Genomic DNA, 25,060 nt, shown 5'->3' with positions numbered 1-25,060 from the left:
CGGTGGGCAGGGATGAATTCCAGGCTTTCCGTCCGGCCTCAACAGAACTTGGCGTGGAGGATGTGCAGGCCGAGGAGGTGGTTGAGGAGCGCGTCCTTGCGGACCAGACTGGTCGGGTCGGTGTCGGCGCGGTAGCCGGCGATGAACTGGTCGACGCGGTCGGGTGACAAAATGCCGCAGCGGGCGACGGCCTCGCGGTTGAGGAAGCTGTGGATGAGCTCGTTGACCCGGGCCTTCTTCTTGTCGTCGGTGTGGGCCGGGGGCGCCATGAAGGCGAATTTCTCACGCTTGTAGAGGATCTCCGGCAGGACGCCGCGGACGGCTTCGCGTAGGACGTACTTCTCGATGTTGCCCTTGATGCGGAAGTGGGGCGGGACCTTGAAAGCAGCCTCGGCGAGGTGGTGGTCGAGGAAGGCGGGCCGGCTTTCCATGCTGTTGGCCATGTCGACGCGGTCGCCGCCCCAGTTGAGGATCTGGCCCTCGAGCTGGCACTTCGCCCAGGTGTACTGGGCGCGGTCGAGCGGATGGCGGCCTGCCATCATCTTGCCGTCGATGCGGCCGGCAATCTCCTCGATCGGGTCGTAGTCGCGGAGTTCGTGGGCGACGTCGTCGGCGAGCAGCGGGCGGGCGAGGTCGAGGGTCTCCATCCACGGCTGGATCCACGATGGGGTGAAGCCGCAGATGGCGTCGAAGGCCGGGTGGTGGCGCTCGTTCTCGGAAAGAATGGCCCCCTTGAAGAGCGAGTTGGTTTTTTCCAAGGCGGCCTGGTACTCGGCGCGGATGTGCTCGGGCTCGTTGGCGATACCGTGGAGGAACATGTCGCGCTTGAAGCCGGGATAGCCGGCGAACAGCTCGTCGGAGCCCTCGCCGGTGACCACGCAGCGGTAGCCGCAGTCCCAGACGCGCTTCGACATCAGGTTCTTGGCGACGCCGAGGGTGTTGTAGAAGGTGCGCTCGGCGTGCCAGACGGTGTCGATGTAGTTCTGGCCGTAGAGATCGTCGGCGGCCAAGGTGATCATTTCCTGGTCGGCATCCATCGAGACCGCCATCTCGCGGGCGATGGCGGACTCGTCGTAGTCGACGTTGTCGAAGGCGATGGTGAAGGCCTTGACCGGTGACTGCATGGCGCCGGTGGCGAGGCCGAGGATGCAGCAGGAGTCGATGCCCCCGGAAAGGTAGCAGCCGACCGGGACGTCGGCCTCGAGTCGGAGCACGACCGCTTCGGTGAGGAGTTCGCGGACGGTCTCGACATGATGCTGTTCGTCGTCCGGGCGGTCGTGGTGTCCTTCCTCGGGGAAGTCGAGGTCCCAGTATTTGATCTTCTGGATATCGAGGCGGTCACCCTTGCGGCGGACGCGGAGGATGTGGCCGGGCGACAGGGACTCGATGTTCTTGAACGCGCTCATGCCGGGCGCGATCGTCTGCATGAGCTGGTGAAGGGCCGCCTTCTCGTCGAGTTCGGCGGGGATCTCCGGGTGGGCGAGCAGGGCCTTGACCTCGGAGGCCCAATGGATGGTGTGGCCGTCCTGGATGTGGATGAAAAGCGGGCGGATGCCCCAACGGTCGCGGATCAACAGCAGCTCGTCGTTTTCCCGGTCGTAGAGGACGAAGGCGAACTCGCCGCGCAGGTGGCGGGTGAAGTCGAGGCCCATCTTGCGGTAGAGGCCGTGGGCGATTTCGGAGTCGGACTTGGTGGCGAAGCGCTGGCCTTCCGCCATGAGCAGGGAGCGGTGCTTCTTGAAGTCGTAGAACTCGCCGTTGACGGTGGAGACGAAGCGCTTGTCGAGGGAATGGATCGGCTGGGTCCCGTGGGCGAGGTCGTTGATGGACAGGCGGGTGTGGCCGAGGGCGAGGCCCTTGTCCTTCTCCAGGTAGGTCGTCTGCGCGTCCGGGCCGCGATGGAGGATCGTCTGGAGCTGGTCCATCAGGACCGGCTCGCGGTTGTCGGAGAGGGGACGGGCAGAAAAGGATCCGGCGATGCCGCACATGGGAACTTGCTGTTGGTCGGGATTGGGTGAAGTACGGCTTCCACGGTAAAAAGGCGGAAGCCCGGGTCTCAGGGATTGAACTCGGGGAGGCGGTCGAGCCGGCCGAGGACGGCGAGGAGCAGGGCCTGGCGGACGAAGACGGCGCCGTGGGCCTGGGAGAAATAGAGGTTGTGCGGGGTCTTATCGAGCGATGTGTCGAGCTCGTCGAGGCGCGCCAGCGGGTGGAGGATGACCGCGTCCTCCTTGAGGGGACTTTCGGAGTCCAGCTTGTAGCGGGAGTCGAGCGACTTGTAGGAATCGCCCAGGAAGGCGATCGAGTTCATGTAGATGACATCGAGCCGCGGCAGGCTTTCGCGGATGTCGTTGGTGACCTCGTAGACGATGTTGGCGCGGTCGAGGCTCTCGGTGACGTCCTTGCCGAAGGGGTCGGCCATTTCCGAGATGACGGTGACCTTGCCGATGTGCTCGCTGAAGAGCAGGGACATCAGCAGGAAGGACTTCACGGCGCGCATGGAGCCCGGGGTGCCGAGGATGCCGAGGTTGAGCTTGGTGTCGCCGGTTTCGAACGGCGCAGCGAGGCGGGGCTTCCATTTGAGCAGGGCATACCAGTCGGCCAGGGCCTGGGTGGGATGCTCGCCGGAGCCGTTGCCGGCGTTGATCAGCGGGATGCGGAGGTTTTCGAGGATGCGCTTGGTGGCGTCGGTCTCGGTGTGGCGCATGACCACGCAATCGCAGTAGGCGTTGAACATCTCACCGATGTCCTGCAGCGACTCGCCCTTCTTGGCGCCGGTGATGGAGCCGTCGGGGATGGAAATGACCTTGCCGGCGAGGCGATGCACCGCGCTTTCAAAGGAAGTACGGGTGCGGGTCGACGCTTCGAAGAAGGCGGTGGTGATGATCTTGCCATCGAGCGGGTGATAGGGCCAGATCTCGACCTGCTCGAGAAAGGCGGCGAGTTTGCAGAGTTCGGCGACTTGGCGGAAGCTGAACTGGCGGGCGTAGAGGACGTTCTGGCCGGAGAGTTCGGCGAGCACGTTCAAGTCCGGTGGCGAGGACTCGAAGAGGTTGCGGGGCTCGGGCCTGGTCGCGTCGGAGTCGCGCGGCGGCTTGAGGTAAGGCGTGGCGGGATTGGGGTGGAGCGCGTCTTTCATCCGTGGAAACGGTTCGGGGTTCGGGGATGCGGGATGTGCCGTGGGCGCGGCTACCAGAGTTCGTGTTTCTTCCAATCCCTGAAAAGCAGCAGGACCAGGGCCAGCGCGCCGAGGGCGGTCCAGATCAGGCCGAGCATGACGAGAAAGCTGAGGAAGCCGGAGGAAAACATTACAGGTCAGGATTGCGGGGATGGCTGCCGTGTGTCGGCGATCTCAACGGCGGCGATGAATCGCGCGGCGATCGTGAACACCATGGAGACGGCGGCGCCGACGAGTGCCCCGGTGTAGGTTTGGAGGCGAAAGTAGCACAGCATGCCGGCGACGCATCCACAGATGATGCCGGCGATGACGAGTCCGCGGTTGAGCCGTTTCCAGAAAAGCCCGGCGATGACCGGCCAGATCAGGCTGGCGACCAGTGCCCCGGAGCTGAACAGGACCTGGTCGACATTCCAGCCGCTCAGCGCGAGGCCCCACGCGATGAGCGAGACGATGATGATGCTGGTGGCAGCCACCGGACGGAACTTTGCGGGGTCGAGGGTTTGTTTGAACACGCCTTCATAGACATCGCGCACCAGCAGGTCGGAGGTGGCTGCGAGGAGCGAATCGATGGACGATGCCATCGAGCAAAACAGGACCACGAGGATGAGGGCACCGGCGATCTTGCCGAGGCCGGCCATGCTGAGGACATGTTCGGCAACCTGCGGACCGACCTGCGAGGCATCGGTGATGTTCACGCCGAGCGGGCCGGCGGCGAGCGCGACGAAGCCGGCGGCAATCGGGATAGGGAACCAGAGGATGCCGGAGAGGAAGAAGGCCTTGGGGGCGATCGTGCGGCGCATCGCGAAGGCGCGCGACCACCAGACGTTGTTGTGCATGACCTCGCCGAAGCCGAACAGCATGTTGTTGAAGATGGCGAGCAGTGCCGCGGGCATCATCAGGTCGAGCAGGGCGGGCTGGTGCCGGGTGAGGTGGGCGTGGACAGCGGCGACGTCCATGCGGGTGACGACGGTGAAACCGATGAAGACGATGCCGACGAGGATGATCAGGCTTTGGATGAAGTCGGTCCCGATGACCGCGTAGAGCCCGCCGAAGAGGGTGTAAATCACGCAAACCACGAGGATCAGCGTCATGCCTTGCGCGTAGGGGATGTTGCCGAGGACTTCCAGCAGCTTGCCGCCGGCGATGGCCATGGTGACCAGCCAGGTGACCGAATACACCAGAGTGATGGCGAGGAAAACGGCCCAGCCGGTGCGGCCGTAGCGGAGCCGGAAGAAATCGCCCGCCGTCACGCCGTGCGGGAGCAAGCCCCGGATGCGGAAGGCCAGTGGGGCGAAAAGCATCAGCCCGAAGGAGGCCGAAGCGTAGGCAAGCATGCCCCAGACGCCCTTTTCATAGGCCAGCAGCGGGGCGACCATGGTGGTGTTCGACGTCACCCAGGTGGCCATGGCCGTCGCGGTGCCGAGCGACAGCCCGACATTGCGGCCGGCGAGCATGAAACCGTCGCTGGTCTTCGCCTTGCGCCCCCAGTAGATGCCGAGGGCGATCCAGATGAACCCAAGGGCGATGACGATGGCCCAGCCGGTGCTGGCGGTGATGGAAGTGGCGAGCAAGTGGAAACGGGGAGGTCAGGTGCCGGTGCGATGCGCGAGGAAGCCGTGGACGATGGCGCCGATGGTCAGGGCGGCGACGGTGAAGCCGGTGCCGAGGAGGAGGAAGAGGGTGCGGCGATCCATGAAGTGGACCCGCAGGGTGAGGGTGTCCGACCACGGGCCGGCCTCGCCTGCGGGAGTGATTGCCCGGACGCGGAAATGGTAGTCGCCTTCGCGAAAGCCGCTGAGAACGCTCGCGGTGTCGGGCCCTTCATAGCGCGCGTCGGCCAGGGAGAAGGTGGGCGCCGTGGATTGCTGCAACTCGAAGTGGAGCGGCCCGCTATCGGGAGGGACGGGCCAAGAGAGATCGACGGTGCCGTCGTCGCTCCGGTGAATGCCTTCGCGTCCGGGATAGTCGCAGTCGAGTTCGGGCGTTGGCAGCGCGGCGGCCGCGGTGGCGAACAGTGCACCCCAGACGAGGCCGGCGAAGGCCGACCTGCAAAATCTCGGGTTGGAAAAAGTAACGCGGATGGTTCCGGGTGGTTCGATTGCACGCCAAAACGGGGCGCTGCAGTGCGAAAACGACGCGCGTAGGGTTGGGGGTGTGGCGACCGATTGCAAATTCTTTCTGGCATCATCGACGCCACCCGCTTTGGGTGAGGGAAATGCTGGTGACGGAAGACACGAAGATTTCGATCGAACGGCTGCGCGAGGATTTGAAGCAGCTCGCGGAGATCGGCCGCGGTGAAGATGGCGGGCTCTACCGGATGGCCTTCACAGCCGCCGACATGGAAGGCAAGGCCTGGCTCGAGCAAAAGATGAAGGATGCCGGGTTGGAGACCTGCCGCGACGGGGCGTGCAATGTAATCGGCAAGCTGGCCGGCAAGGTTGCCGACGCGCCGTCGCTGGTGATCGGTTCACACATCGACACGGTGCCTTGCGCCGGGATTTTGGACGGCACCCTCGGGGTGCTCAGCGGCCTTGAGTGCCTGCGGGCGCTGAAGGAAGCCGGACGCGTGCCGGAGATGCCGGTGGAGTTGATTGCCTTCTCCGACGAGGAAGGACGCTTCGGCGGGATGTTCGGTTCCCAGGCCTTTGCCGGCCAGGTCACGCCGGACACGGTCCACAACGCGGTCGACCCGGGCGGGCTCAAGCTGGCGGACACCATGCAGGAACTCGGGCTCGATCCGTGGGATGCCCTGCAGGCGCGCCGCGATCCGGCGAGCATTGCCGCTTATCTCGAGTTGCACATCGAGCAAGGACCGGTGCTGTCGCAGATGCAGGAGCAGGTCGGAGTCGTCGAGGCGATCACCGGGCTCTTCAAGTGGACGGTGAAGTTTCATGGCGAACCGAACCACGCCGGAACGACCCCGATGCCGATGCGCCGGGATGCCTTCATGGGGGTGGCGGACTTCGCCCACGAGTTGCCGCGGATCCTGGATGAGAACGGGTCGGAAACTTCGCGGGCAACGATCGGCCGGGTGGAGCTTGCTCCGGGATCGCCGAACACCGTGCCGGGCGAGGCGAGGTTCTCGCTGGATGTGCGCGACACCGACGAGACGGTGATGAACGAGCTCGCCGCGGCGATCCGCAAGGCCTTGGCCGCGGTGGCGCGACGGCGGAGGCTGAGCTTTTCCTACGATGCGGAAAGCTGGATCCATCCCGTCGATTGCGATGCGGCGCTGGTGGACATCGTCGAGGATGCCGCGAGGTCCGCGGGGATGCGCTACCGCCGGATGGAGTCGGGGGCCGCGCACGACGCCCAGATCATGGCGACGGTCTGCCCGGTGGCGATGATCTTCGTGCCGTCCAAGGATGGGAAGTCGCATTCGCCGGCGGAGTGGACCGCGTGGGACGACATCGAGGCGGGTGCACAGGTGATGCTGGGGGCAATCGAGCGCTATGCGTTCGCCGGGGCGTAAGCAAAGCGAGGGGGGATTTGAGACGATCATGAGCGTGGCACCGATCCAAGACCCGTTGCGGGACAGCTATCGCGAGGCATTCATCACCAACCCGCGGCGCGCGGAGCACCTGGCCGACGGCCGGGTTGCGCTGCTGTGCATCGATGTCCAGTACCTGGACGCGGCCGACGGCTGGGGCTTGTTCGCCGACCCGGAGAAGAGCGGCGTGCCGGAGGAGGGGCGGAAGTACTACTTTGATCGTTTGCGGAGCACGGTGTTGCCCGGGATGAGGCGCTTGCAGGATGCTTTCCGCAGCTGCCGGCTGGAGGTCATCCACTGCCGGATCTGTGCCCTGACCCAGGACGGACGCGACCGCGGGGCGGGACACCGGCGTCTCGACCTGCTGGCGGCGCCGGGCAGCAAGGAAGCGGAATTCCTGGAGGAAGTGGCGCCTGCGGGGGACGAGATCGTGATCAACAAGACCGCGAGCGGGGTCTTTTCCTCGACCAACATCCACTACGTGTTGGGGAACCTGGGAATCCGCTCGCTCTACCTTTGCGGGGTCTACACCAACGAGTGCGTCGAGACGGCGGCGCGCGACGCCTGTGATCTCGGGTACTTCGTCACCGTCGTCGAAGATGCCTGTGCCACCGTGACGCCGGCGCTCCACGATGCCTCGGTCGCCACCTTGCGGGATCGCTACGCGCGGATCGCCTCGGTGCAGGAGGTGCTGTGGGATTTGGATCTGCTCAGCGATTGCTCGGCGGCGGGGATCATCACGCGGAAGGGCTGAAGGATCCTACGCGATCCCGTCCTACGCGATTCCGTAATGGTGGCTCTAAGGGTTTTTGCTACCTATTAAGGAAATCTGAATATTCAGGTTGGCCTCAAAGCAACACCACCCACACCACCTCCTCCGATGACTCCTCAGGAAAAGATGAACCAGTTGGCTGCCGCCGCCCTCCGCGCTGCTCCCCCTGCCGGATCAGCTCCGAAGCCTGCGACCTACATGGCGCCGTTCGGAAAGCCGACGGAGAAGGAAGTGAAGCCGGTGGCCAAGGCCCCGGAGGCGGCTCCCGTCGCAGCGCCCGAGGCCGAGCAAACCGAAACGACGGTCACCGCCACCCAGCATGCCGACGCTCCCGCCAAGGCCTTCATCGACAAGCCCGACGCAGAGCTCCGTGCGATGATCGAGGATCGCGAGGAGAAGATCGGCAAGAAGTTGGGACGCCAAAGCCTCGCCGTGACCCTTTCGCTGCTGGGCCTCCTGGCGGCAGGCGGCGTATGGTATGCGGTTTCTCCGGGTGCCCAGGCTTCGGTGGCGAAGCTGGTTCCGGCTCTGAAGCAGAGCGTCAACGACGCCAAGATGATCGGTTCGATCACCAGCCAGTATGACGAGTCGCTGGAGAAAATTTCGGTTCACGGCAAGCGCATCGACGACGCGACTGCGTCGCTCGGGATCGATCCGACCTCCGTCAGCAAGGAAGACAACCTGTCGATGGACGACGAGATGGGGAAGATGATGGGCGAAGGCGCGGTGACCACCGGTGACCGCGACAAGCTTCTCCAACAGAAGTTCGGCTTCGTCGAAAAGCTGATGGGCAAGCGGGCCGGGGGCGATGAGGCTCCGGCCATGAATCCCTGATCCCTCGGATCAGGGCTGCGAGTCGATTTTCTTCCGGGCCTCTTCCAGCATGGCCGGGTTCGATTCCAGAAGATCGGCAATGGCCCGGATCACCGCCAGTGTCGGGCGCGAGACGTGGTGCTCCATGCCCTCGACATCGCGGTAGATGGTGTCCTCGTCGAGCCCGAACAGGCGCAGGAATCTCGTCAGGGTTTCGTGGCGCTCGATGATGGCTCGGGCGATCCGGTGGCCCTCCTCGGTCAGGACGGTGCCGCGGTACTTCTCGTGGTTGACCAGGCCTTCGCTATCGAGCTTGCGCAGCATGTTGGTCACGCTGGCCTGGGAGATGCCGAGGTTCTTCGAAATGTCCACGGCGCGGGCATATCCCTTCGCCTCGATCAGATGGAGGATCTGTTCGAGGTAGTCGTCCATGGCGACGGAGCCACTGGTTCTTTGGGATCTGGCGGGCACGGGAGGAGTGAAGACGGGCGGAGGAGATCGCGCAACTTTGCATGTTGCGGGCGATCTGGATCGGTCGGAGGAAGTGACGGACAACCGGCAGGTTAGGTTGGGTGTGTGGCCAAAGCGGACCGTTAGAAAAGTTCGCCTTGCGAGGGCGGTTGCGTTCGCTGAAGTGGATTCGGCACGCCGCTGGCAACCTCCAGGATGCCGTCGGGACGGTGGAAGTCCTTGAAGTCGCCGCCGTCGAGGTAGCGGTCGATTTCGTCCGGCATGAGGACGACCAGCATCCGGTCATGCACCCGGCCGACCTCGCGGTTGGGGAGGGTCGTGATCATCGAATAGCAATTCCCGAATTCGGCGGAAGGCTCCCAGACCCCGGCAACCCACAGCAATTCCTCCTGCGGATGGCGGAAGCGGTGGGTGGTTTTCGCGCCTGCGGGGCCGCTCCACTCGTAGAACTCGGAGACGGGAACGATGCACCGGCGTTCGGCGAAGGCCTCCCGCCAGATCGGGCTTGCGAGCTTGTCGTCGCGGGAATTCACGACCGGCTTCCAGGCACTCGGCTTGCCGCTCGCCAGCTTGAAGCGCCGGCGGAAGCCCCAGCTCATGTCCTCCAGCAGCCGGCTCGAGGTGACCACGGGAGCGAGGTGGGTGGGGCGGACGGATTCCATGCCCGCCGGTTCCGCTTTGCCGCGGGTGTTCTTTTTCCGGAACCAGCGTTCCGCCTTGCCCCGGTCTTGCTTGTAGAAGGTGCACATGGTTCCAGGGCAGGGGCGGGTATCATCGGCCGAACAGCGCCTCGCGGAGCACGGGCCGGTCGGACTCGGCATCCCAGTAGCCGAAGCCGGCCTTCCAATCCCACATCGCCCAGGGCAGGCCGCGCTTCTCGGCGGCGTGCCGGAAGGCCCCGCTGTAGCGGCGGCGGCTGGCGAGGTCGGCTTTCGCATAGGAGCCGAATTCGCCGATGTGGATCGGGCGGCCGAAGTGCTCCGACCACGCGACGGCGTCGTCCAACAGCGATTCGATGACGGCCGGGCTGCATGGGTTCTCGTCTGTCGGCCGGGTGTTGTAGTGGTCGATCCAGGCGACCAGGCCGGGATCGCCTCGCAGTGATTCCGGGACCGTCGCCGGAACCGCGGGCGGGCCGGGAAAGGTGATGCCACGGAGATCTTGGTAACCCACCCACTCCGCCTGTTGGTGGGTGAACTGGAAGGGTTCGTAACTGTGGACCGTGACGATGATCCGATCATCGGCGTCCGGCAGGACCAGCCGGTCGAGCCCCTTCACGCCGGCCCACTGCGGGGGATCGGCGAGCAGGATGCGCGACGGGGAAGTCTTGCGGATGGCTGCGATGGCGTCGGCGTGGACCGCGGTGAGTGCCTGGTGGTCGAGCTCGCCATGGGGTTCGTTGATGAGCTCGAAGTAGAGCTGCGGGGGCCAGCCTTGGAAATGCTCCGCGATGGTGCCCCAGGTTGTCGCGAAGGTGGCACGGTTCGATTCGGGGTCCTTGAATAGCGGTTCGAAGGACTGCCAGTTGAGGATGACGGTGAGCTTGAGATCGATTGCGTGCTTCAGCACGGGTTCGAGTTCCGCGAGCAGCTGCGGCTTGATCTTTCCGCCGTCGAGATGGAATTGCCAGGCGACGGGAACGCGGAGATGGTCGAATCCCTCGGCGGCGATCTTGTCGATGTCCCGGGTGTCGTAGCGCACGCCCCATTCCCCGGGCGGGGTGTCCCAGCAGTTGCCGAGGTTCACCCCGCGCTTCAATTTCGCGCAAGCGCGGTGGGCGGGCGTGTCGCGGGGCAGCCGCGCCGGCAGCTTGGCACCGGGGACCGTGGCGGCGCGGGCATGGAGCGTGAGAGTGACCGGGACTCCGGCTTTCACCGCGAGCCGCCCGAACAGCGGACGGCCGTGCCAGGATGCGGCACAGCGGTCGCCATCCAGCGGCTCGCTGCCGGCCAGGGGCCAGTCGCCGGGCTGGACGTAGGGGCGCCATGGCGATTCCCAGCCGGAAGGCTTGCCACCGGCATCGGCTTCGAAGCTGCCGTTTGGCAAACGGGCCCCGGTGACGACGAACTTGTCCCAGAGGATCTCCTGCCGGCGCAGCACGCCGGGGCGTTCTTCCGCCCACGGTCCGCTGAGGTCGAGTTCGACCACGCCGTCGTGAGCGGGGATGAAGCGGATCACCTGCTCGCGCCAGCGCCACCAGGAGACGGGAAAGCTGACGGTGGTGACACGGGAGCGCTTCTCCGCTGACTCCCCGTCGTTTCCGGGAGTCGCCAGGCCGGAGGAAATCCACAGCTCGCGCAAGGGTGCGCCATCGTCCGGCACGCGCAAGGACATCAGCCCCTCGGATGGCTGGAAAGGCACGAACTCCTCCGCCGGTAGCGCCGGGGCGACGAGGAGGAAGAGGAGCGCGTGCAGTTTCATTCGACGGAGGAACGCTTAGGTCGGCTTCTCGTTTCGCAAGGAGGGGACCATGCTCAGCCAGGTGGTCGCCAGCGTCAGCAGGACGCCCACGCCGAGGGCCGGACCGGAGTTTCCTTTGCCCACGGCTTGCCCGGGGTGGGTCGCAAGGTCGATGGCGACGTAGCCGCCGAGAGCGAGGATGGCGACCAGGAAGGATCCGAACAGCAGGCGGCCTTTCTTCGACTCGTTGGTGAACACGAGGGTCGAGGGAATGGCCGCGAGCATCATGGTCACGCCGGCGACCGCCAGCGGGATCATGCCGAGGGCCATGCCGGCGACGAGCAGCACCAGCCCGCCGAAGAAGAGGATGCCGACCGCCACGCCCTCGGCCTTCTCACCGCGGTCGAGCGACATCCGGGCGACCGGGTCCTTCAGGATCAGGAGATTCGCGATGCCGCTGGAAAGCCAGGTGCCGAAGAGAAAAATGTAGTAGATCAGCACCACCGGGATCACCAGCAGCGGGTGGATGGCAGCCGCGATGTTCCGCACCACGCGGAATCCGATGACCAGCGCGATCAGAATCAAGGTGCGGTTCTTCTCATTGAAGCGCTGCATGAAAAAGGCCCAGCGCAGGAACATCCGGTAGAAGCCGGAGCGGGCGCGGTAGCTTTGCTTCAGTCCTTCCCGGGCGTGTTCGAGTTCGGGATCCAGGCGTAGCGCTTCCTTGAAGTGGTTCTCGGCCTCCTGGACCTGATGGCGTTGCAGCGCGGCCCAGCCGGCGTTGGAAAACGAAAACGCGTTCTCGGGATCGCGCTCGAGCCGGCGGCGGCTCTCCCGGGCGGATTCGTCGAGCTTGTTCTGCAAACGCAGCGCGTGGGCGAGCAGGTTCGACGCGGTTTCGTCGTCGGGATCGAGCTCCAGCGTGTGCCTCGCATTCTCCTCGGCGTCCCGCCAGCGGCTGAGTCCGCAGAGGGCGACGGTCTTGGCGTTCCTCGCGTAGGTCTCCTCGGGGTCGAGGGCGATGGCCGACTCGGCGAGCGGCAGCGCTTCCTTCTCTCGATTCAATGCCGAGAGGATGTTCGATTGGAGCGCGAGCGGGAAGGGGTGGCCGGGAAGCAGGCCGGTCGCCTTCCTGGCGTCTTCCAGGGCCAGCTGCCGGGCGCCCTGGATCTCATTGCGGTTTAGCGCGAGCTCCAGATAGGCGTGGGGGTCGTCCGGGTCCTGGGCCAGATGGCCGAGAAGCAGCCCGACCGCTTCCTCGTGGCGACGATGTTGGCGCAGTTGGCGCGCGCGGGTGAAGGCGGTGCTCATTTTTTCAAACCGAGGTGGACCAGTACATCGTCGTAGAGACCGCTCTGGTTGGCGTAGAGCGCGTGGTTCTTGGCGGTCTCGAACCACTTGCGGGTCGAGGGCTTCACCTCCTTCGCCGCCTTGGCCAGCAGCTTGCCGCTGACCGGAACGACCGCGCCTTTCTTCATCGCCTCGGCAATGGCCGACTCGGTCGCCTGGTCGAACACCGCGCGGAGGTCAGCACCCGAGAAGCCGTCGGTGCGTTTCGCCAGATCCGCCGGGTCGAAGTCGACCAGCGGTTTGCCCTTGGCATGGATCTTCACGATGTCCGCGCGGGCGCCTGCATCGGGCGGCGGGACGAAGATGATGCGGTCGAAGCGGCCGGGACGGAGGAAGGCGCTGTCGAGGTGCCACGGGGCATTGGTGGCACCGAGGATCAGCAGCCCGTCATTGGCCGCCTGGGCCCCGTCGAGTTCGCTGAGGAACTGGTTGATCAGGTTCCGCCCGGCGGACTGTCGGAGATCCCGGCGGTCGGCGGCCAGTGCGTCGGTCTCGTCGAAGAACAGCACCGCCGGCGCCGACTTGCGGGCGAGCTCGAAGATCGCGTGGAGCTTCTGCTCGGACTCACCCAGATACATGTCGAGCACCTGATGGAGGCCGATCGAGAAGAAGGCGGCATTGATCTCCCCGGCGGTGGCCCGAGCCATCAGAGTTTTGCCGCAGCCCGGGGGGCCGTAGAGCAGAACGCCGCCGCCCGCTTTCTTGCCATAAGCGGCGAAGAGGTCGGGGTTCTTGAGCGGATGGATGATCTTCATCCGGATGTCCTCCTTGACCTTCTCCATCCCGCCGACGTCGTCGAACTTGAGGTCGGCCTTGACCTTGAACTCGAGGTTGAGGTCGCGGGCGGCCACGGCGTCCATGCCTTCCAGCGGGGAATCGTCTTCTTCCTCCTCGCGGGTATGGCCGGACGAAGTCATGGCGACCCGCTTGTTGCCGCCGGCCTTCAGGATGGACTGGAGCAACTCGTCGTCCGCTGCCGACCGGTCGAGGTCGACCGCCGTGTCGTAGTAGGATCGGGCGGTCACGGCGTCGCCCTCGTCGAGCGCGATCCGGGCGCGCAGCAGCCAGGCGGCGGCAAAGCCGGGCTTCTGGCTACAGAGCGACTCCAGCCGGACCGCGGCCTCGGAGCTGTTGCCGGACAGGTCCGCCAAGCGGGCGATCGCCAGCAGCGATTCGCTGTGGTCGGGCTTCAGGGCGAGCACCCGGTCGAAGCAGGCGCGGGCGTCGGCGAGCTCGAATCGGTCCTCGTGCATCTTTCCCACCAGAAGTAGCAGCGGGATGTTGTCGGGCGATGCCGCGAGGGCGGCCTTGAGGGCTTCCAGTTCCATCCCGCGAGAAAAGCCGACCGTCGGGATGAAGCAAGCCCAAGCGGGAAAATCACCGCTACTTCAACTTCGACGCAACCGCCATGACTTCATCGACCACGGACTGCACCCCCTTGCGGGCGGAGTCGTCGGTGAGGGTGCCGTTGTCATCGAACTTCCCGTAGGCGCCGCCAAGGGCGAACTGTTTCGGCACGACCATTACCCCGATGTTGCCGAGGATCGAGCGCAGCGTCACCAGTCCGCGGAGCCCGCCGAGCGCGCCGGGGGACGCGGCGATCAAGCCGGCGACCTTGCCCTTGTAGGCCGCCAGCGGCGCTTCGTCGTCGCTCTCGGCGCGGCTGACCCAGTCGATGATGTTCTTCATCAACGGCGTGACCGATGAGTTGTACTCGGGCGAGGCGAAGAGGATGGCGTCGGCGGCAAGGAACTTCTCCTTGAGGGCCTTGGCCTCGGCAGGCAGACCGCTGGCATCTTCCAGTTCCTGATCGAAGAGCGGGAGAGGGAAATCGGCGGGATCGACGAGGTCGGCCACGGCACCGGCGGCGGTGATCAATTCCGCGGCGACCGCGGCGAGCTTGCGGTTGACGGAATCGCGGCGGGCGCTGCCCGGGAGGATGAGGATTTTCAACATGCGCCGAACCTACGCGGAAACCGCGGAGAGGAAAGGGCTTGTTCGCGAGTTCCGGCGGGGAGCGGGGGGACGAGGCACGCCGGATCCAGGCGGCAACCGCGGGGTCGTGGATCTCTCCCTTGAGTCAGTCCTTCCGGCCTTGCTCCTTCCTCTTTCGCTCGAGTCCTTCCAAGTGAACCCGCCTGGCCAATTCCTTTCGCGCTTTCTCCTTCTGTCGACAGTCGCGGCAGCGCACGGCGATCTGCTCCCAAGCGCCGCCCGCTTCCTCATGCCACCACTTCTGCTGCCGGCTGGTCCAGATCTCGGACTTGCCGCAGTCGATGCACTTAAACCGCCAATTCAGATAGTACCTCCCGGCGAGGGTCGGAATCGGCGAGGTTGGCATGCAACTGCGGGACGTGATCTTGGAGCGATCGATTGGAGCCAATCGCTTGGCCGCCGCTTTCTGCCGGATGCTGCGTTCCTCCGCGAGTTGATCGGCGGCTCGTTTCCGTTGGCGCTTCCGCTCTTTCTGCCCGGAAATCAGCTCGCGCTTCTTCTTGTTGCTGCTCATGAGTTCGCCAGAGAACGGCGAAACTATATTACTCCATGGGAAGTCTCAACTTCCCGGTCCGGGCTGACGGACAATGGCAGCGAAAGCCTCCACTACTTCGACGGCACCTGCGGCCGCAGGCCGAGGATCCGGTCGAGGTTGTAGCGGAGTCCGGTGGTGATCGCGGCGGGGTCGATCGGCTCGGGTCCGTTGATCCGGGCCAGCAGGTCGCGCTTGCGGAGATCCTTGGCATCGGCGACTTCGGTCACCTGCGAGACGAAGGCGTCGAAGAGTTGCTTCTTCATCTCGGCAAGGGGATGAAACGGAGGAGCAGCTTCGCCTTCCGCGACAGAAGGTCGTTCCGGGCGCGTGATGGCGCCGGTATCCACCTCATGGCCGCGGGGCATTCCGTGGATGCGGAAGGCCAGGGCGCTGCCGTCGGGGGCGAAGGTCACCTCGAGCTCGAACGGGACCCAGGCCCACGAGTTGGCGCGGTGCATGACCGTCACCGCCACCATGGTCGAACCATCGGCCTGGGCCGTCTCGACCGGACGGGTGGTGCGGTAGGTGACGCCGCCGAGCGAGTAGTGGGCGGAGCCGTCGCGGGTCCAGCCGTTGAGGCTGGCGCCGAGGGCTTCTTCGTCGAAGGCGCTCGCAGCGGTGGCGGCGGCGAGGAGGATTGCGAGAAATGCTTTCACGGGAGGTGCTGGGTTAGAACGACAGGCGGGCGCCGGAGTGCCAGATCCAGGCGTCGGAGTCGAAACCGCCGCCGGCCTGGTCCTTGAGCAGGACGTGTTCGAGGCCGTTCATCAGGATCAGATCGTCCTGATAGAGGTGGAGGTTGGCGCCGAGGTAGAACGAATGGTACTCGTCGCCGATGAAGACCGGGCTGGAGTCGAAGTGGAGGTCGCTCGAGGTGCCCATGCCCCCGACCAGGCCTCCGGCATCGTCGGTGTCGGCGTAGGCGTAGCGGCCGACGATCTGGAGGGTGCCGGGCAGCGCCCAGTAGCTCGGTGTCAGGCTCAGCCCCAAGGCATTGGTGTCGCCGTTGGCGAGGATGAAGTCGCTGGCGAATCCGAACTTGCCCTGCTCGATCTCGACGCCGGCCGAGAACAGGTGTCGGAACGCGGGGTTGCGGGCGATCAGCTGGTTGCCGTTGGCCGAGCGGCGGCCGGCGACGTTGTAGCGGGGGATCGCCGGGTTGTTGCTCTCGTCGAAGTTGTAGATGTAGTCGAGGTGCCAGCGGGTTCTCATCGGCGTGCCATCGGCGTTCGGCTCGTCGGTCTCGTAGCCGAGTTTCGCCAGCAGGAAGCCGTCGCCCTCGATGCCCGGGATGTTCGAGTCGTTGTCGGACGAGTACCAGCCGAGCGCCCAGTCCCAGCGTCCGGAGTCCTGCCCGACCATGATGCCGAGGGTGGACGCCGGGGCGACCATGTTCACCAGCAGCGAGCGCTCGGGGACCAGCAGGTCCTGGGGTTCGGTCGAGTACTCGATCGAGAAGCCGGGCCGCATCTTGCCGTAGCTGACCCAGGTGTTGTCGAGGAAGCGGGTTGTGCCCTTGAGCCGCTCGATGCCGTTGAAGTTGGAATCCCCCGCGAACTCCGCGACGGCCTCGATCTCGGTGTTGTTGAAGGCCCTCATCCGCGCGCCGAGCCGGGCGCGGCGGGTGCGGGTGCTGTCGAGATCGACCGCGCGGCCGCCCTCGGGAGTCGCTTCGCCCCAGGCACCGCTCCAGTGGAAGAGCCCGCTGATCGCCAGCTGCTGGACGTAAGGGTTCGACGGGTCCTCGAAGAGAACCGCCTTCGACCAGACCGGGTCGGGCGGACTGGGAGCCCAGTCGGGCGTGATCAATACCGGTTTCTCAGCGCCTTCGCTTTCTCCCTCGGCGGGGGGCAGGGCGACGGCGGCGGCATCCTTCTTGCCTTCCAGCACATCCAGCGCCTCGTTGGCGTGGAGCGGGGCGAGGAGCAGGAGCGCCGCACCGGCGGGCAGCACAGGGTGGGGAAAGTGTTTCATGGCGGTCATTTGTCGGCGGCGTTCTTCGCGGCTTCCTCGCGGGCGGCGGCTTCGGCGCGTTCGGCCTCCTCGCGTTCCTCGCGCTGACGCTCGCGGTCGGCGGCGCGGCGGACGCGGCTGAGGTATTGCTCGAGGCTGGACTTGTCGCCGGTCTTGAGCGCGACGGCGCGCTGGATGTGGGGCAGGCCCTCGGAATACTGCTTTTCTCGTACGAGAAGCTGGCCCAACCCGAGGTTCGCCTGGTAAGCCACGGCGTCCATCTCGCTGGCCAGTTTGTAGTAGGTCTTGGCCTCGACCAGCGCGGCGGCGCGCTTGTCCTCGTCGGTCTCCGCGCGGGCGATGTCGTCGAAGTGGCGGCCGAGCTCGACGATGACCTCGCCGTTGGCGGGGTCGGAGGCACGGAGGTCCTGCAGCAGGCTGCCGACCCGGGCGGTGTCGCCGGCGCCGCGGGCAACGCGGACCTTGACCAGTTCCAGCTCGGTCTTCTCGGCGCTGGTGAGGCTGGCGGAGGCAGCCTTCTCGATCCGGCCGACGAGGGTTTCGGCTTTTTCCGGATAGCCGTAGTCATTGAGGATGCGGGCCGACTTGAGGGCGCGCGAGACGTCGAACTTGTCCGCCTTTTCGATCGCCTCGGTGTAGGCGAAGAGCGCGAGCTGGGCTTCACCCTGGTCCATGTAGAGGTTGCCGAGGAGGTTGAGCTCGTTTTCGCCGGCGAGTCCTTTCAGCCGCAGGGCCTCGAGGTTGACCGCGGCGTCGATCTTCTTGTCCTGGGCGATCAGGGCGTTGGCCTGCTGGAGCCAGAGCTGGCGGTCGCCCGGGTTCTCGGCGATCAGCGTGTCGAGCATGCTGGTCGCTTCCTCCATCTTTTCCTGCTGCATCAGCGCCTGCGCGAGGCCGAGCTTCCAGTCGCGGTTCTTCGGGTCGAGCAGGTAGGCCTGGCGGTAGGCGTTCTCGGCGGCGATGGCGTTGCTCTTCTGCAGGTAGCAGTAGCCGAGGATGCCGTAGGTGCGGGGGCTGGTCTCGCCCAGCTCGATGGCCTTCTGGAGCATCGGCATGGCGTCATCGACCTTGTTCTGGGAGATGTAGAGGTAGCCGAGGTTGGTGTGGGCGCGGCGGAAGCGCGGGAAGCGGCGGATGGCCTCGAGGAAGGCGCGGCGCGCCTCGTCCTGGCGGTCGGCGGAGAAGTAGAGGTTTCCGAGCACGAAGACCATCGCGGCGCTGATCTCGCCCGGCGGCTTCTCGGGATCGGTCGGGGCTTCCGTCTCCTTGATGAAGCGGACGATCTCCTGCTCGGCGGTGGTGAACTGGTTCTTGTTGAAGAGCTCGCCGACCTTGACCAGCAGCGCCTGCTCCTCGTTCGAGACGCGCGGTTCGACTTCGGAAATGAAGCCGTAGCTGCCGACGAACTCCTTCACGAACTTCGGGTCGCGGAAGAGGTTCGGCGGGGCATCGATCTTCTGCGCGGCGGCGTGGGGAATCGCCGCGGCGACGGTGAGGGCGGGGATGAGGAAACGGATCATCAGTTCTTCTTCACTTCGAAATTGAACGGCACCACGCAGCTGGCGCGGACCTTGCGGCCGGACTTGGTGCCGGGCTTGAATTTCCACCGCGTGACCGCGGCGAGGGCGGCCTTGTCGAGTTCCGGGTGGCCGGAACTCTGGCGGACCTTGGTTGATATGATCTTGCCCGACTCGTCGACTTCGCAGGCGATCAGGACCTTGCCGCCGATGCCCTTGGAAAGCAGGCTGCTCGGGTAGCTCGGCGGGAACTTGGAGGTCGGGACCGGCGGGCTGTCCATGCCACCGAAGGCGTCGTCGCCCTTCATCGCGAACTTCGGGATGTTCATCACGAAGCCACCGCCTCCGGTGCCGAGCGGCAGGTCGGAGAGGTCGAGGCCGCTGTCGATGTCGGTCGGCTCGTCCATCGGTTCCGGCGGTGGCGGTTCTTCCTCCGGTTCCGGCGGCGGCTCCATTTCGGCCAGGAGTTCGGTCTCCGGCGGGGCGATCGAGATCTCTTCCGGCTCGACGACCGGCTTGGCGGTCATGTCGGCCAGTTTCTGCGAGAGCGGGATCGCGACGAAGACGGCGATGGTCGCGATCACGCCGCCGAGGATCGCGAAGACCCCGGACATCTTGCCGCGCGGCGGCCGGTAAACGTGACGCTGGATCGCCATTTACTTGGTCGAGATCGAGATCTTGGTCTTGTCCGCGCCGGCGAGGATCGCCTGGTCGTGGACCTGCTGGACGACGCCGTGGGTGGCGTCCTTGTCGCCCTGGATGATCACCGGCATCTCGGCGTCCTCGGCGAGCAGCGGCTTGATCTTCCCGATCACGCCCTGGACGCCGATGCTTTCACCACCGTAGTAGACCTTGTTCTCGGCGGTGACGGCGAGGAGGATGCTGTTGCTCTCCAGGCTGCTCGCGCTGCCGAGGTCGGGCTTGTTCACCGTCACGCCGGTCTCCTCGACGAAGACGGTGGAGACGATGAAGAAGATGAGCAGGATGAAGATACAGTCGATCATCGAGGAGAGGTCGACGTGGACCTCTTCATCGGCGTCGTCGGAAAGGCTGCGTCCGAACATGGCGGGTTACGGTTGGAGTTCGCGCTGGAAGCGGGAGGTAAGGATGAGGCTTTCCACCCGGGTCAGGGCGGCGGAAATGGCATTGCGCTTGTTTTTGACGATGAGCGCGATGAACAGCCCGGGCAGGGCGATGGTGAGGCCGGTCTGGGTGGTGATGAGGGCCTGCTGCATGCCATCGGCGACCTTCTGCATGCCCGAGGCACCCTTGCCCTGGGACAGACCGGCGAACATCGACAGCATGCCCATGACCGTTCCTAACAGTCCCGCCAGCGGGGCGGCGGCGACGAGGGTGTTGACCACCACCAGGCGGCGGTCGATGGCGGCGAGGATGTTGAGCCTCACCTCGTCGAAGCGGCGCTGGACGGTCTTGGCGGTCAGGCGGGGACCGTGGAGGACGTAGCGCATGGCCTCGCCCATCCGGCCTTTGGCGTCTTCCGGCTTCTCGATCCAGTGGTGCCAGTGGTCGGCGTCCTTCTCATTGAGGTTGCCCTTGTTGACGTAGGCGAGCGCCGCGAAGGCGGTGGCGTAGAGGATGAAGGCAACGGCCCCGAGCATGTACATGATCCCCCCGCCTGACAGGAACAACTGGAGGGCATCGCGGAACATCGAGAGCATGGCGGGATCAGGCAGGGGATGGGGCGAACTCGATGTCGTCCTCGTCGGTGTCGTCGAGGGAGGCCCGGGCGGTGCGGCGCTCGACCTCGGTGGTGCCGTTCATCAGCGCGATGGCGATGGCCTCGACTTCGCCGAACTTGCTCTTCACCAGGCTCTTCATCATGCCGTGCAGGACGAGCACCGGGATGGCGACGACCAGGCCCTCGGCGGTGGTGATGAGCGCTTCGGAAATGCCGGCGGAGAAGCTGCTGGCGTTGCCGGTGCCGTAGATCGCCATCTGCTTGAAGGTCTTGATGATGCCCAGCACGGTGCCGAGAAGTCCCATCAGCGGCGCGGCGGCGGCGGTCAGGCCGAGAAAGGGGAGGAAGCGCTCGAGCCGCGGCTTGATCGAGACCATCTTCTCGAACATCGCCTCCTCGAGGATGCGGCGCTTTTCGTGGAAGCGCTGCACGCCGGTCTGGACCAGGTCGCCGGCCATGCCCTGGAGCTTGTCGGCCTTGGCGATCGCGTCCTGGCGGCGGTGGGCGATCAGGTCGTCGAGGATTGCGTTGATCTCGCGCCGCGACGGGACGGGGAAGCGGGTGATTTCGAAGACCTTGAAGGTGGTCAGGAGGAGGGCGATCAGACCGAGGCCGAGGATGCAGTGGCCGACGATGCCGCCTTTCTCGACGGTTTCACCGATCGATTCCTGGGCCGCGGCGACCTCGATGGCCTTGCCCATGCTGCCGTCGAGCGGGACCTCGCCCTTGCCGCTGGCAATGGTGCCGGCGAAGGGAGTGGAGCCGTCCTGGCTGATGGCGACGACCGTCGGCAATCCGGAGCCGGTGGCGGCGAACGAGGCGACGCCTTCGAAACCGCCGTTCTGCTCCGCGAAGAGGACGGCGGGGCCGAGCATGAGGAAGGAGCCTTTCAAGGCCTCGCTGCCGTTGCGCAGGGCCTTGCCTTCGAAACGTTGGCCACCGCTGATGGCGCCAAGCCGCTGGAGGCCGAGCCGGGCGATGTCCATGCGTTCCTTGAGCTCGGCGATGTGGTCGGTGCCGGCCGCGGCGGCGCGCTGCTCGGCTTGCTGGATCTTTTCGAGCAGCAGCTGGTTCTCCGCGGGGTGCAGGCGGGTCGCCATCGACTTGCCGTAGTTGTTGAGGATGCCGGCCGAGTAATCGAAGTTGGTCTTCTCGGTGAGCAGATTGTTCTCGAGCGTCCGCTTGTGGGCGGTCCGCTGTTCCCGTTCGTGCTCGAGGGCGCGGAGCTCCTTGGAGAGTTTTAGCGCCTCGTCGTCGAGGCGGTTGATCTCGCGGTAAACCCCGGCGCGCAGGTCGGTATATTCCTTGTGGGTGCTGTCCAGCTCCTTGCGGGCCTGGGTCAGGTCGGCGCGGGACCGTTCAACCGGATCCTGGGCGTGGAGCGGGGCGGCCAGCAGGCCGAGGAGAAAGAGGGGAAGCGCGGGCTTCATGGGAGATCGATCGGGAGTGAGACGAATTTGGCATCCATGTCGCCGGTGGTGACGCCGACGAGTTCGGTGATGCGGGCGGCAAGGTCGGGACGCTCGGTGAAGACCCAGCCCGACGGGGTGGGGGTGCCGACGACGGCGACGTCGCCGGACTCATTGACGGCGTAGGCGGCGGCGAGGCCGAAGTAGAGGACCTTCATGTTGAACTCGCGGCCGTCGGCGGTCTTGTAGAGCAGGTCCTCGCGGAGGTGGACGGCTTGCTGGAACTTCTCGGACTCGGCGAGCAGGTTGAGGCTGTTGTTGAGACGGCGGGTCATCGCCTTTTCGGCGTCCTTGCCCTTGAGGGCGGAGTCCTTTTTGATCTCCTCCACGATCTGCGCGACCTTCGGCTCCTTCAGCAGGGTCTCGGGGAGCAGCGGCAGGCTCGCAAGGAGGCCGGTTTCAAGTTCCGCAATCGACTTGGCGAGCGACTCGCGGGCCGCGGCGTAGGAATCGCGCTCGGCGATCTTCTCGAGGTCCTCCTTGGCGGCGCTGTCGCGTTCTGTCTTGGCGCGTTCGATCTGTTCCTTGAGGGTTTCGATTTCGGTTTCGAGGCCTTCCTTGTAGCCCTTCAGGATCTCGCGATCCTTCTCCCAGGAGTCTTCCTCCTTCTGGATTTCCTGCATGGTTTCGATCCATTCACGGACCGACTTGCGGAGTTCGGAGGGACCATTGGCGGGGGCGGCGGGCTCCTGAGCCATCAGGGGCCAGGTGGCGAAAACGACACCGGGAAGCAGACGATGAATGCGCATGGCGGGTAACGGCGGGAAGAAAAAGGGGGCCACCGGCGTTTGCCGATGGCCCCGATGTGACGCTTTCGTCAAATAGGCGGCTTATTCAGCGCCATTGACTTCGATGCGATAGAACTCCTTGTCCGGGGCTCCCGGGAAGGTTGCTTCCAGCGCCGGAGCCGGATCGAAGGTCGACAGATCCGTGGAGCGGAACAACGGCAGGCTGAGCGTGACGTTGGCACCGTTCTTCTGGACGACCACCTGGTTGCCGGTCACCAGATCCTGGATCGCGTCTTCCGTGTAGATCGAGGCGAACAAGGCGGCATCGTTGACCCCGACGGTGAAGCCGAGAGCCTGGAGCTCGGGGCTGCTTTCGAGGGTGTCGGAGATGCCGTCGTTGTCGACGTCGGCGAACGGGGCGGCACCGCCACCGGCGACCTCACCCTGTAGCGTTCCGTCGAAGCTCATCTTGGTCCAGCCAGCAGCCCAGTTCTCCGAGCCGAAGGCGCCCCGGAAGCTGGCGGCGACAGGCGCACCACCCTGCAAGCTGCTGGAAAGCAGCGGCGATCCGGCGGCCGGACGCGGGTCGATGGCGACCAGGTTGAGATCGACGTCGCGGCTGTAGGCGCGGAACATCGGGTTCACCCCGCCGTTCGAGTTGCCGTTGATCGGAGCGCCCGCGGCGTCGAAGAAGGTGCCGGTTGCCCCGGAGCCGTTCAGGAACGACAGGTTGCTGGCATTGGACCCGGTGTAGGATCCGCCGCCGAAGCGACCGATGGTGTTGTGGGCGAACACGAGGCCGGCTCCCGGGCCGTCGCCGGAGGACTCGATGAGGTCTTCGGCGAAGTCATCGAACACCGAGTTGTAGACCTTGCCCTTGAAGCGGTCGTCGATGTAGATCGCGTTGTTACCCTTGTCATTGCCGACCAGGGCGGTGACGCCGGAGCCGATGAAGGTCGCGTTGTAGATCACCGGGGCCGAGTTGTTGGCATTGTCGGCGATCGTTCCCGTCACGCCGTCCCATTCGCCGCCGTTGTCGTGGGCGGAGGTGACGCCGTCGATGAGCAGCGGGGCCTGGATGACGAACCAGAACTGGTTGGTGCCGGAGTAGCCCTGGTCGATGTCGAAGCCGTCGTCCTGGTTGAAGGCGAGGATCATGTGGTCGGTGTTGACCGTGCCACCGAAGAACTCGATGCCGTCGTCGGCGTTGGCGTAGACCTCGACGTGGTTGATGGTGGTGCCGGAGCCGACACCGCCGAGGGTGAGGCCGTTGATCTCGCTGGCGCCGGAGTAGACGTAGCCGCCGTGGCGGATCGAGACGTAGCTGATGACGCCGCTGTTGTCGGCTGGGCTGGCGCCGCCGTATTCGATGACGTCGGCGCGGGAGTCGCTGTCGAGGTCATTCGATGCGGCGGGCTGGAAGCCCTCGATGCGGTCTTCGCCGATATTGGTGGTGTCGCTGTAGTTGGCGATCGGCGCGTTGCCGAGGACCACGAGGCCGCCCCAGCGGCCGGCGGTGGTGGCAGTGGGGGCCTCGGCGACGAAGCCGTCACCGTCGATGTCGGTCTGGGTCTCGACTTCGAGCTCGTCGATGGTGGTCATGACGATCGGCTCCTCAGCGGTGCCCTGGGCCATGATCTTGGAACCGCGGACGATCACGATGGAACCGAAGTCATCGTCGTCCTTGGTGCCGGTGCCCTTGTCGTCGAGGGTGGAGTAGATCTTGGTGCCCGGCTCGATGGTGAGGGTCGCGCCGTCGGTGACGAAGACCTTGTCGGTGAGGATGTAGACGTTGTCCTTGGTCCAGGTGGTGTCGACGTTGAGCTGATGGACGTTGGGGCCGTAGCTGGCGACGAGGCTCGGGTTGACGATCGTCTGCTCGGCGATGACGTCCACCTTCTTGGAGAAGAACTTGGACTGGTCCATCTTGGTCCAGCCGGCGGCCCAGTTCACGGAACCGAAGGCGCCGCGGAAGGTCGTGGCAACCGGAGCTCCGGCCTGGAGCGTGGCGCCGTTGGCGGTAAGGAGCGGCGAGCCGGCCTGAGGGCGGGGATCGATGTCCTCGAGTTCGAGGGAGGCATTGCGGCTGTAGGAAGTGTAGAGGGGATCCACGCCACCGTTCGAGTTGCCGTTGATCGGCACGCCGCCGGCGTCGAAGAACGTTCCTGCCGCGCCCGTGCCATTGAGGTAGGTCAGGTTGCTGCCCGGAGTGCCACCGCCGAAGCGGCCGACGGTGTTGTGGGCAAAGACGAGGCCGGCTCCCGGGCCGTCGCCGGAGGACTCGATGAGGTCTTCGGCGAAGTCGTCGAACACCGAGTTGTAGATTTTGCCCTTGAAGCGGTCGTCGATGTAGACGGCGTTGCTGCCCTTGTCGTTGCCGAGCAGGGCGGAGGTGCCGGATCCGATGAAGGTCGCGTTGTAGATCACCGGGGCCGAGTTGTCGGCGTTGTCGGCGATGGTTCCGGTCACGCCGTCCCACTCGCCGCCGTTGTCGTGGGCGGAGGTGACGCCGTCGATGAGGAGAGGCGCCTGGATGGCGAACCAGAACTGGTTGATGCCGGAGTAGCCCTGGTCGATGTCAAAGCCGTCGTCCTGGTTGAAGGCGAGGACCATGTGGTCGGTGTTGACCGTGCCACCGAAGAACTCGATGCCGTCGTCGGCGTTGGCGA

23 protein-coding genes are annotated in these 25,060 nt (G+C 65.4%); 3 read left to right on the top strand and 20 right to left on the bottom strand.

Features of this window, described 5'->3' with window-relative positions:
- Positions 1-38: 38 nt before the first annotated feature.
- The 4 genes from asnB to IG178_RS21410 all read right to left on the bottom strand — a co-directional run bounded on the left by asnB (position 39) and on the right by IG178_RS21410 (position 5,049).
- Positions 39-1,988 (bottom strand): asparagine synthase (glutamine-hydrolyzing), encoded by a 1,950-nt coding sequence (gene asnB, locus IG178_RS21425; RefSeq protein ID WP_193214633.1) that lies wholly within the window; start codon positions 1,986-1,988, stop codon positions 39-41.
- Between the two features lie 68 nt (positions 1,989-2,056).
- On the bottom strand, positions 2,057-3,139 hold the full coding sequence (locus tag IG178_RS21420; RefSeq protein ID WP_193214632.1) for an aspartate/ornithine carbamoyltransferase family protein: 1,083 nt from the start codon (positions 3,137-3,139) through the stop codon (positions 2,057-2,059).
- Between the two features lie 176 nt (positions 3,140-3,315).
- Entirely contained in the window at positions 3,316-4,749 is a 1,434-nt protein-coding gene (locus IG178_RS21415; RefSeq protein WP_226895662.1) for a sodium:solute symporter family transporter, read from the bottom strand.
- 15 nt (positions 4,750-4,764) lie between these two features.
- Complete coding sequence (locus tag IG178_RS21410; protein WP_193214631.1) at positions 4,765-5,049, bottom strand: fibronectin type III domain-containing protein; 285 nt, start codon at positions 5,047-5,049, stop codon at positions 4,765-4,767.
- Positions 5,050-5,393: 344 nt separating this feature from the next.
- Here IG178_RS21410 and IG178_RS21405 point away from each other — a divergent pair, with 344 nt between their 5' ends.
- From IG178_RS21405 to IG178_RS21395, 3 genes are all read left to right on the top strand, one after another.
- Positions 5,394-6,650, top strand: a complete 1,257-nt coding sequence (locus IG178_RS21405) for a Zn-dependent hydrolase (RefSeq protein ID WP_193214684.1) — start codon at positions 5,394-5,396, stop codon at positions 6,648-6,650.
- 34 nt (positions 6,651-6,684) lie between these two features.
- A complete protein-coding gene (locus tag IG178_RS21400; RefSeq protein WP_343226029.1) occupies positions 6,685-7,422 on the top strand; it encodes a cysteine hydrolase family protein in 738 nt (245 codons plus the stop codon).
- Between the two features lie 126 nt (positions 7,423-7,548).
- Positions 7,549-8,274 carry a hypothetical protein gene (locus tag IG178_RS21395; protein ID WP_193214629.1) on the top strand — a complete coding sequence of 242 codons (726 nt, stop codon included), beginning with the start codon at positions 7,549-7,551 and terminating at the stop codon, positions 8,272-8,274.
- A 9-nt stretch (positions 8,275-8,283) separates the two neighbouring features.
- Here IG178_RS21395 and mntR read toward each other — a convergent pair whose 3' ends face one another.
- From mntR to IG178_RS21315, 16 genes are all read right to left on the bottom strand, one after another.
- Positions 8,284-8,724 (bottom strand): transcriptional regulator MntR, encoded by a 441-nt coding sequence (gene mntR, locus IG178_RS21390; RefSeq protein WP_343226028.1) that lies wholly within the window; start codon positions 8,722-8,724, stop codon positions 8,284-8,286.
- Between the two features lie 122 nt (positions 8,725-8,846).
- Positions 8,847-9,473 (bottom strand): SOS response-associated peptidase, encoded by a 627-nt coding sequence (locus tag IG178_RS21385; protein ID WP_193214628.1) that lies wholly within the window; start codon positions 9,471-9,473, stop codon positions 8,847-8,849.
- 22 nt (positions 9,474-9,495) lie between these two features.
- Positions 9,496-11,145, bottom strand: coding sequence for a glycoside hydrolase family 5 protein (locus tag IG178_RS21380; protein ID WP_193214627.1), 1,650 nt, complete (start codon positions 11,143-11,145; stop codon positions 9,496-9,498).
- Positions 11,146-11,160: 15 nt separating this feature from the next.
- A complete protein-coding gene (locus tag IG178_RS21375; protein WP_193214626.1) occupies positions 11,161-12,435 on the bottom strand; it encodes a tetratricopeptide repeat protein in 1,275 nt (424 codons plus the stop codon).
- Positions 12,432-13,802, bottom strand: coding sequence for an ATP-binding protein (locus tag IG178_RS21370; RefSeq protein WP_193214625.1), 1,371 nt, complete (start codon positions 13,800-13,802; stop codon positions 12,432-12,434). Before IG178_RS21370 ends, IG178_RS21375 begins: the two co-directional genes overlap by 4 nt.
- A gap of 55 nt (positions 13,803-13,857) precedes the next feature.
- Complete coding sequence (locus IG178_RS21365; protein ID WP_193214624.1) at positions 13,858-14,430, bottom strand: NADPH-dependent FMN reductase; 573 nt, start codon at positions 14,428-14,430, stop codon at positions 13,858-13,860.
- A 124-nt stretch (positions 14,431-14,554) separates the two neighbouring features.
- Positions 14,555-14,983, bottom strand: coding sequence for a zinc-ribbon domain containing protein (locus tag IG178_RS21360; protein WP_193214623.1), 429 nt, complete (start codon positions 14,981-14,983; stop codon positions 14,555-14,557).
- A gap of 92 nt (positions 14,984-15,075) precedes the next feature.
- Positions 15,076-15,660 (bottom strand): hypothetical protein, encoded by a 585-nt coding sequence (locus tag IG178_RS21355; protein ID WP_193214622.1) that lies wholly within the window; start codon positions 15,658-15,660, stop codon positions 15,076-15,078.
- Between the two features lie 13 nt (positions 15,661-15,673).
- Positions 15,674-16,978: a putative porin gene (locus IG178_RS21350; RefSeq protein ID WP_193214621.1), complete on the bottom strand. Its 1,305-nt coding sequence runs from the start codon at positions 16,976-16,978 to the stop codon at positions 15,674-15,676.
- 5 nt (positions 16,979-16,983) lie between these two features.
- Entirely contained in the window at positions 16,984-18,498 is a 1,515-nt protein-coding gene (locus tag IG178_RS21345; protein WP_193214620.1) for a tetratricopeptide repeat protein, read from the bottom strand.
- A complete protein-coding gene (locus tag IG178_RS21340) occupies positions 18,498-19,151 on the bottom strand; it encodes an energy transducer TonB (protein ID WP_193214619.1) in 654 nt (217 codons plus the stop codon). The genes IG178_RS21345 and IG178_RS21340 overlap by 1 nt, the downstream gene beginning before the upstream one ends.
- Positions 19,152-19,559, bottom strand: a complete 408-nt coding sequence (locus IG178_RS21335) for an ExbD/TolR family protein (RefSeq protein WP_193214618.1) — start codon at positions 19,557-19,559, stop codon at positions 19,152-19,154.
- Between the two features lie 6 nt (positions 19,560-19,565).
- Entirely contained in the window at positions 19,566-20,174 is a 609-nt protein-coding gene (locus IG178_RS21330) for a MotA/TolQ/ExbB proton channel family protein (RefSeq protein WP_193214617.1), read from the bottom strand.
- A gap of 7 nt (positions 20,175-20,181) precedes the next feature.
- Positions 20,182-21,624 (bottom strand): MotA/TolQ/ExbB proton channel family protein, encoded by a 1,443-nt coding sequence (locus IG178_RS21325; protein WP_193214616.1) that lies wholly within the window; start codon positions 21,622-21,624, stop codon positions 20,182-20,184.
- Positions 21,621-22,412 (bottom strand): DUF3450 family protein, encoded by a 792-nt coding sequence (locus IG178_RS21320; protein WP_193214615.1) that lies wholly within the window; start codon positions 22,410-22,412, stop codon positions 21,621-21,623. The genes IG178_RS21325 and IG178_RS21320 overlap by 4 nt, the downstream gene beginning before the upstream one ends.
- 81 nt (positions 22,413-22,493) lie before the next feature.
- Positions 22,494-25,060 (bottom strand): beta-helix domain-containing protein (locus IG178_RS21315; protein WP_193214614.1); only part of this gene is annotated, 2,567 nt, incomplete at its 5' end.

Source organism: Neoluteolibacter marinus (assembly GCF_014904755.1).
GTDB lineage: Bacteria > Verrucomicrobiota > Verrucomicrobiia > Verrucomicrobiales > Akkermansiaceae > Haloferula > Haloferula marina.
Note: the sequence above shows the minus strand (reverse complement) of the source record. Positions and strands in the feature narration are given on the sequence as shown.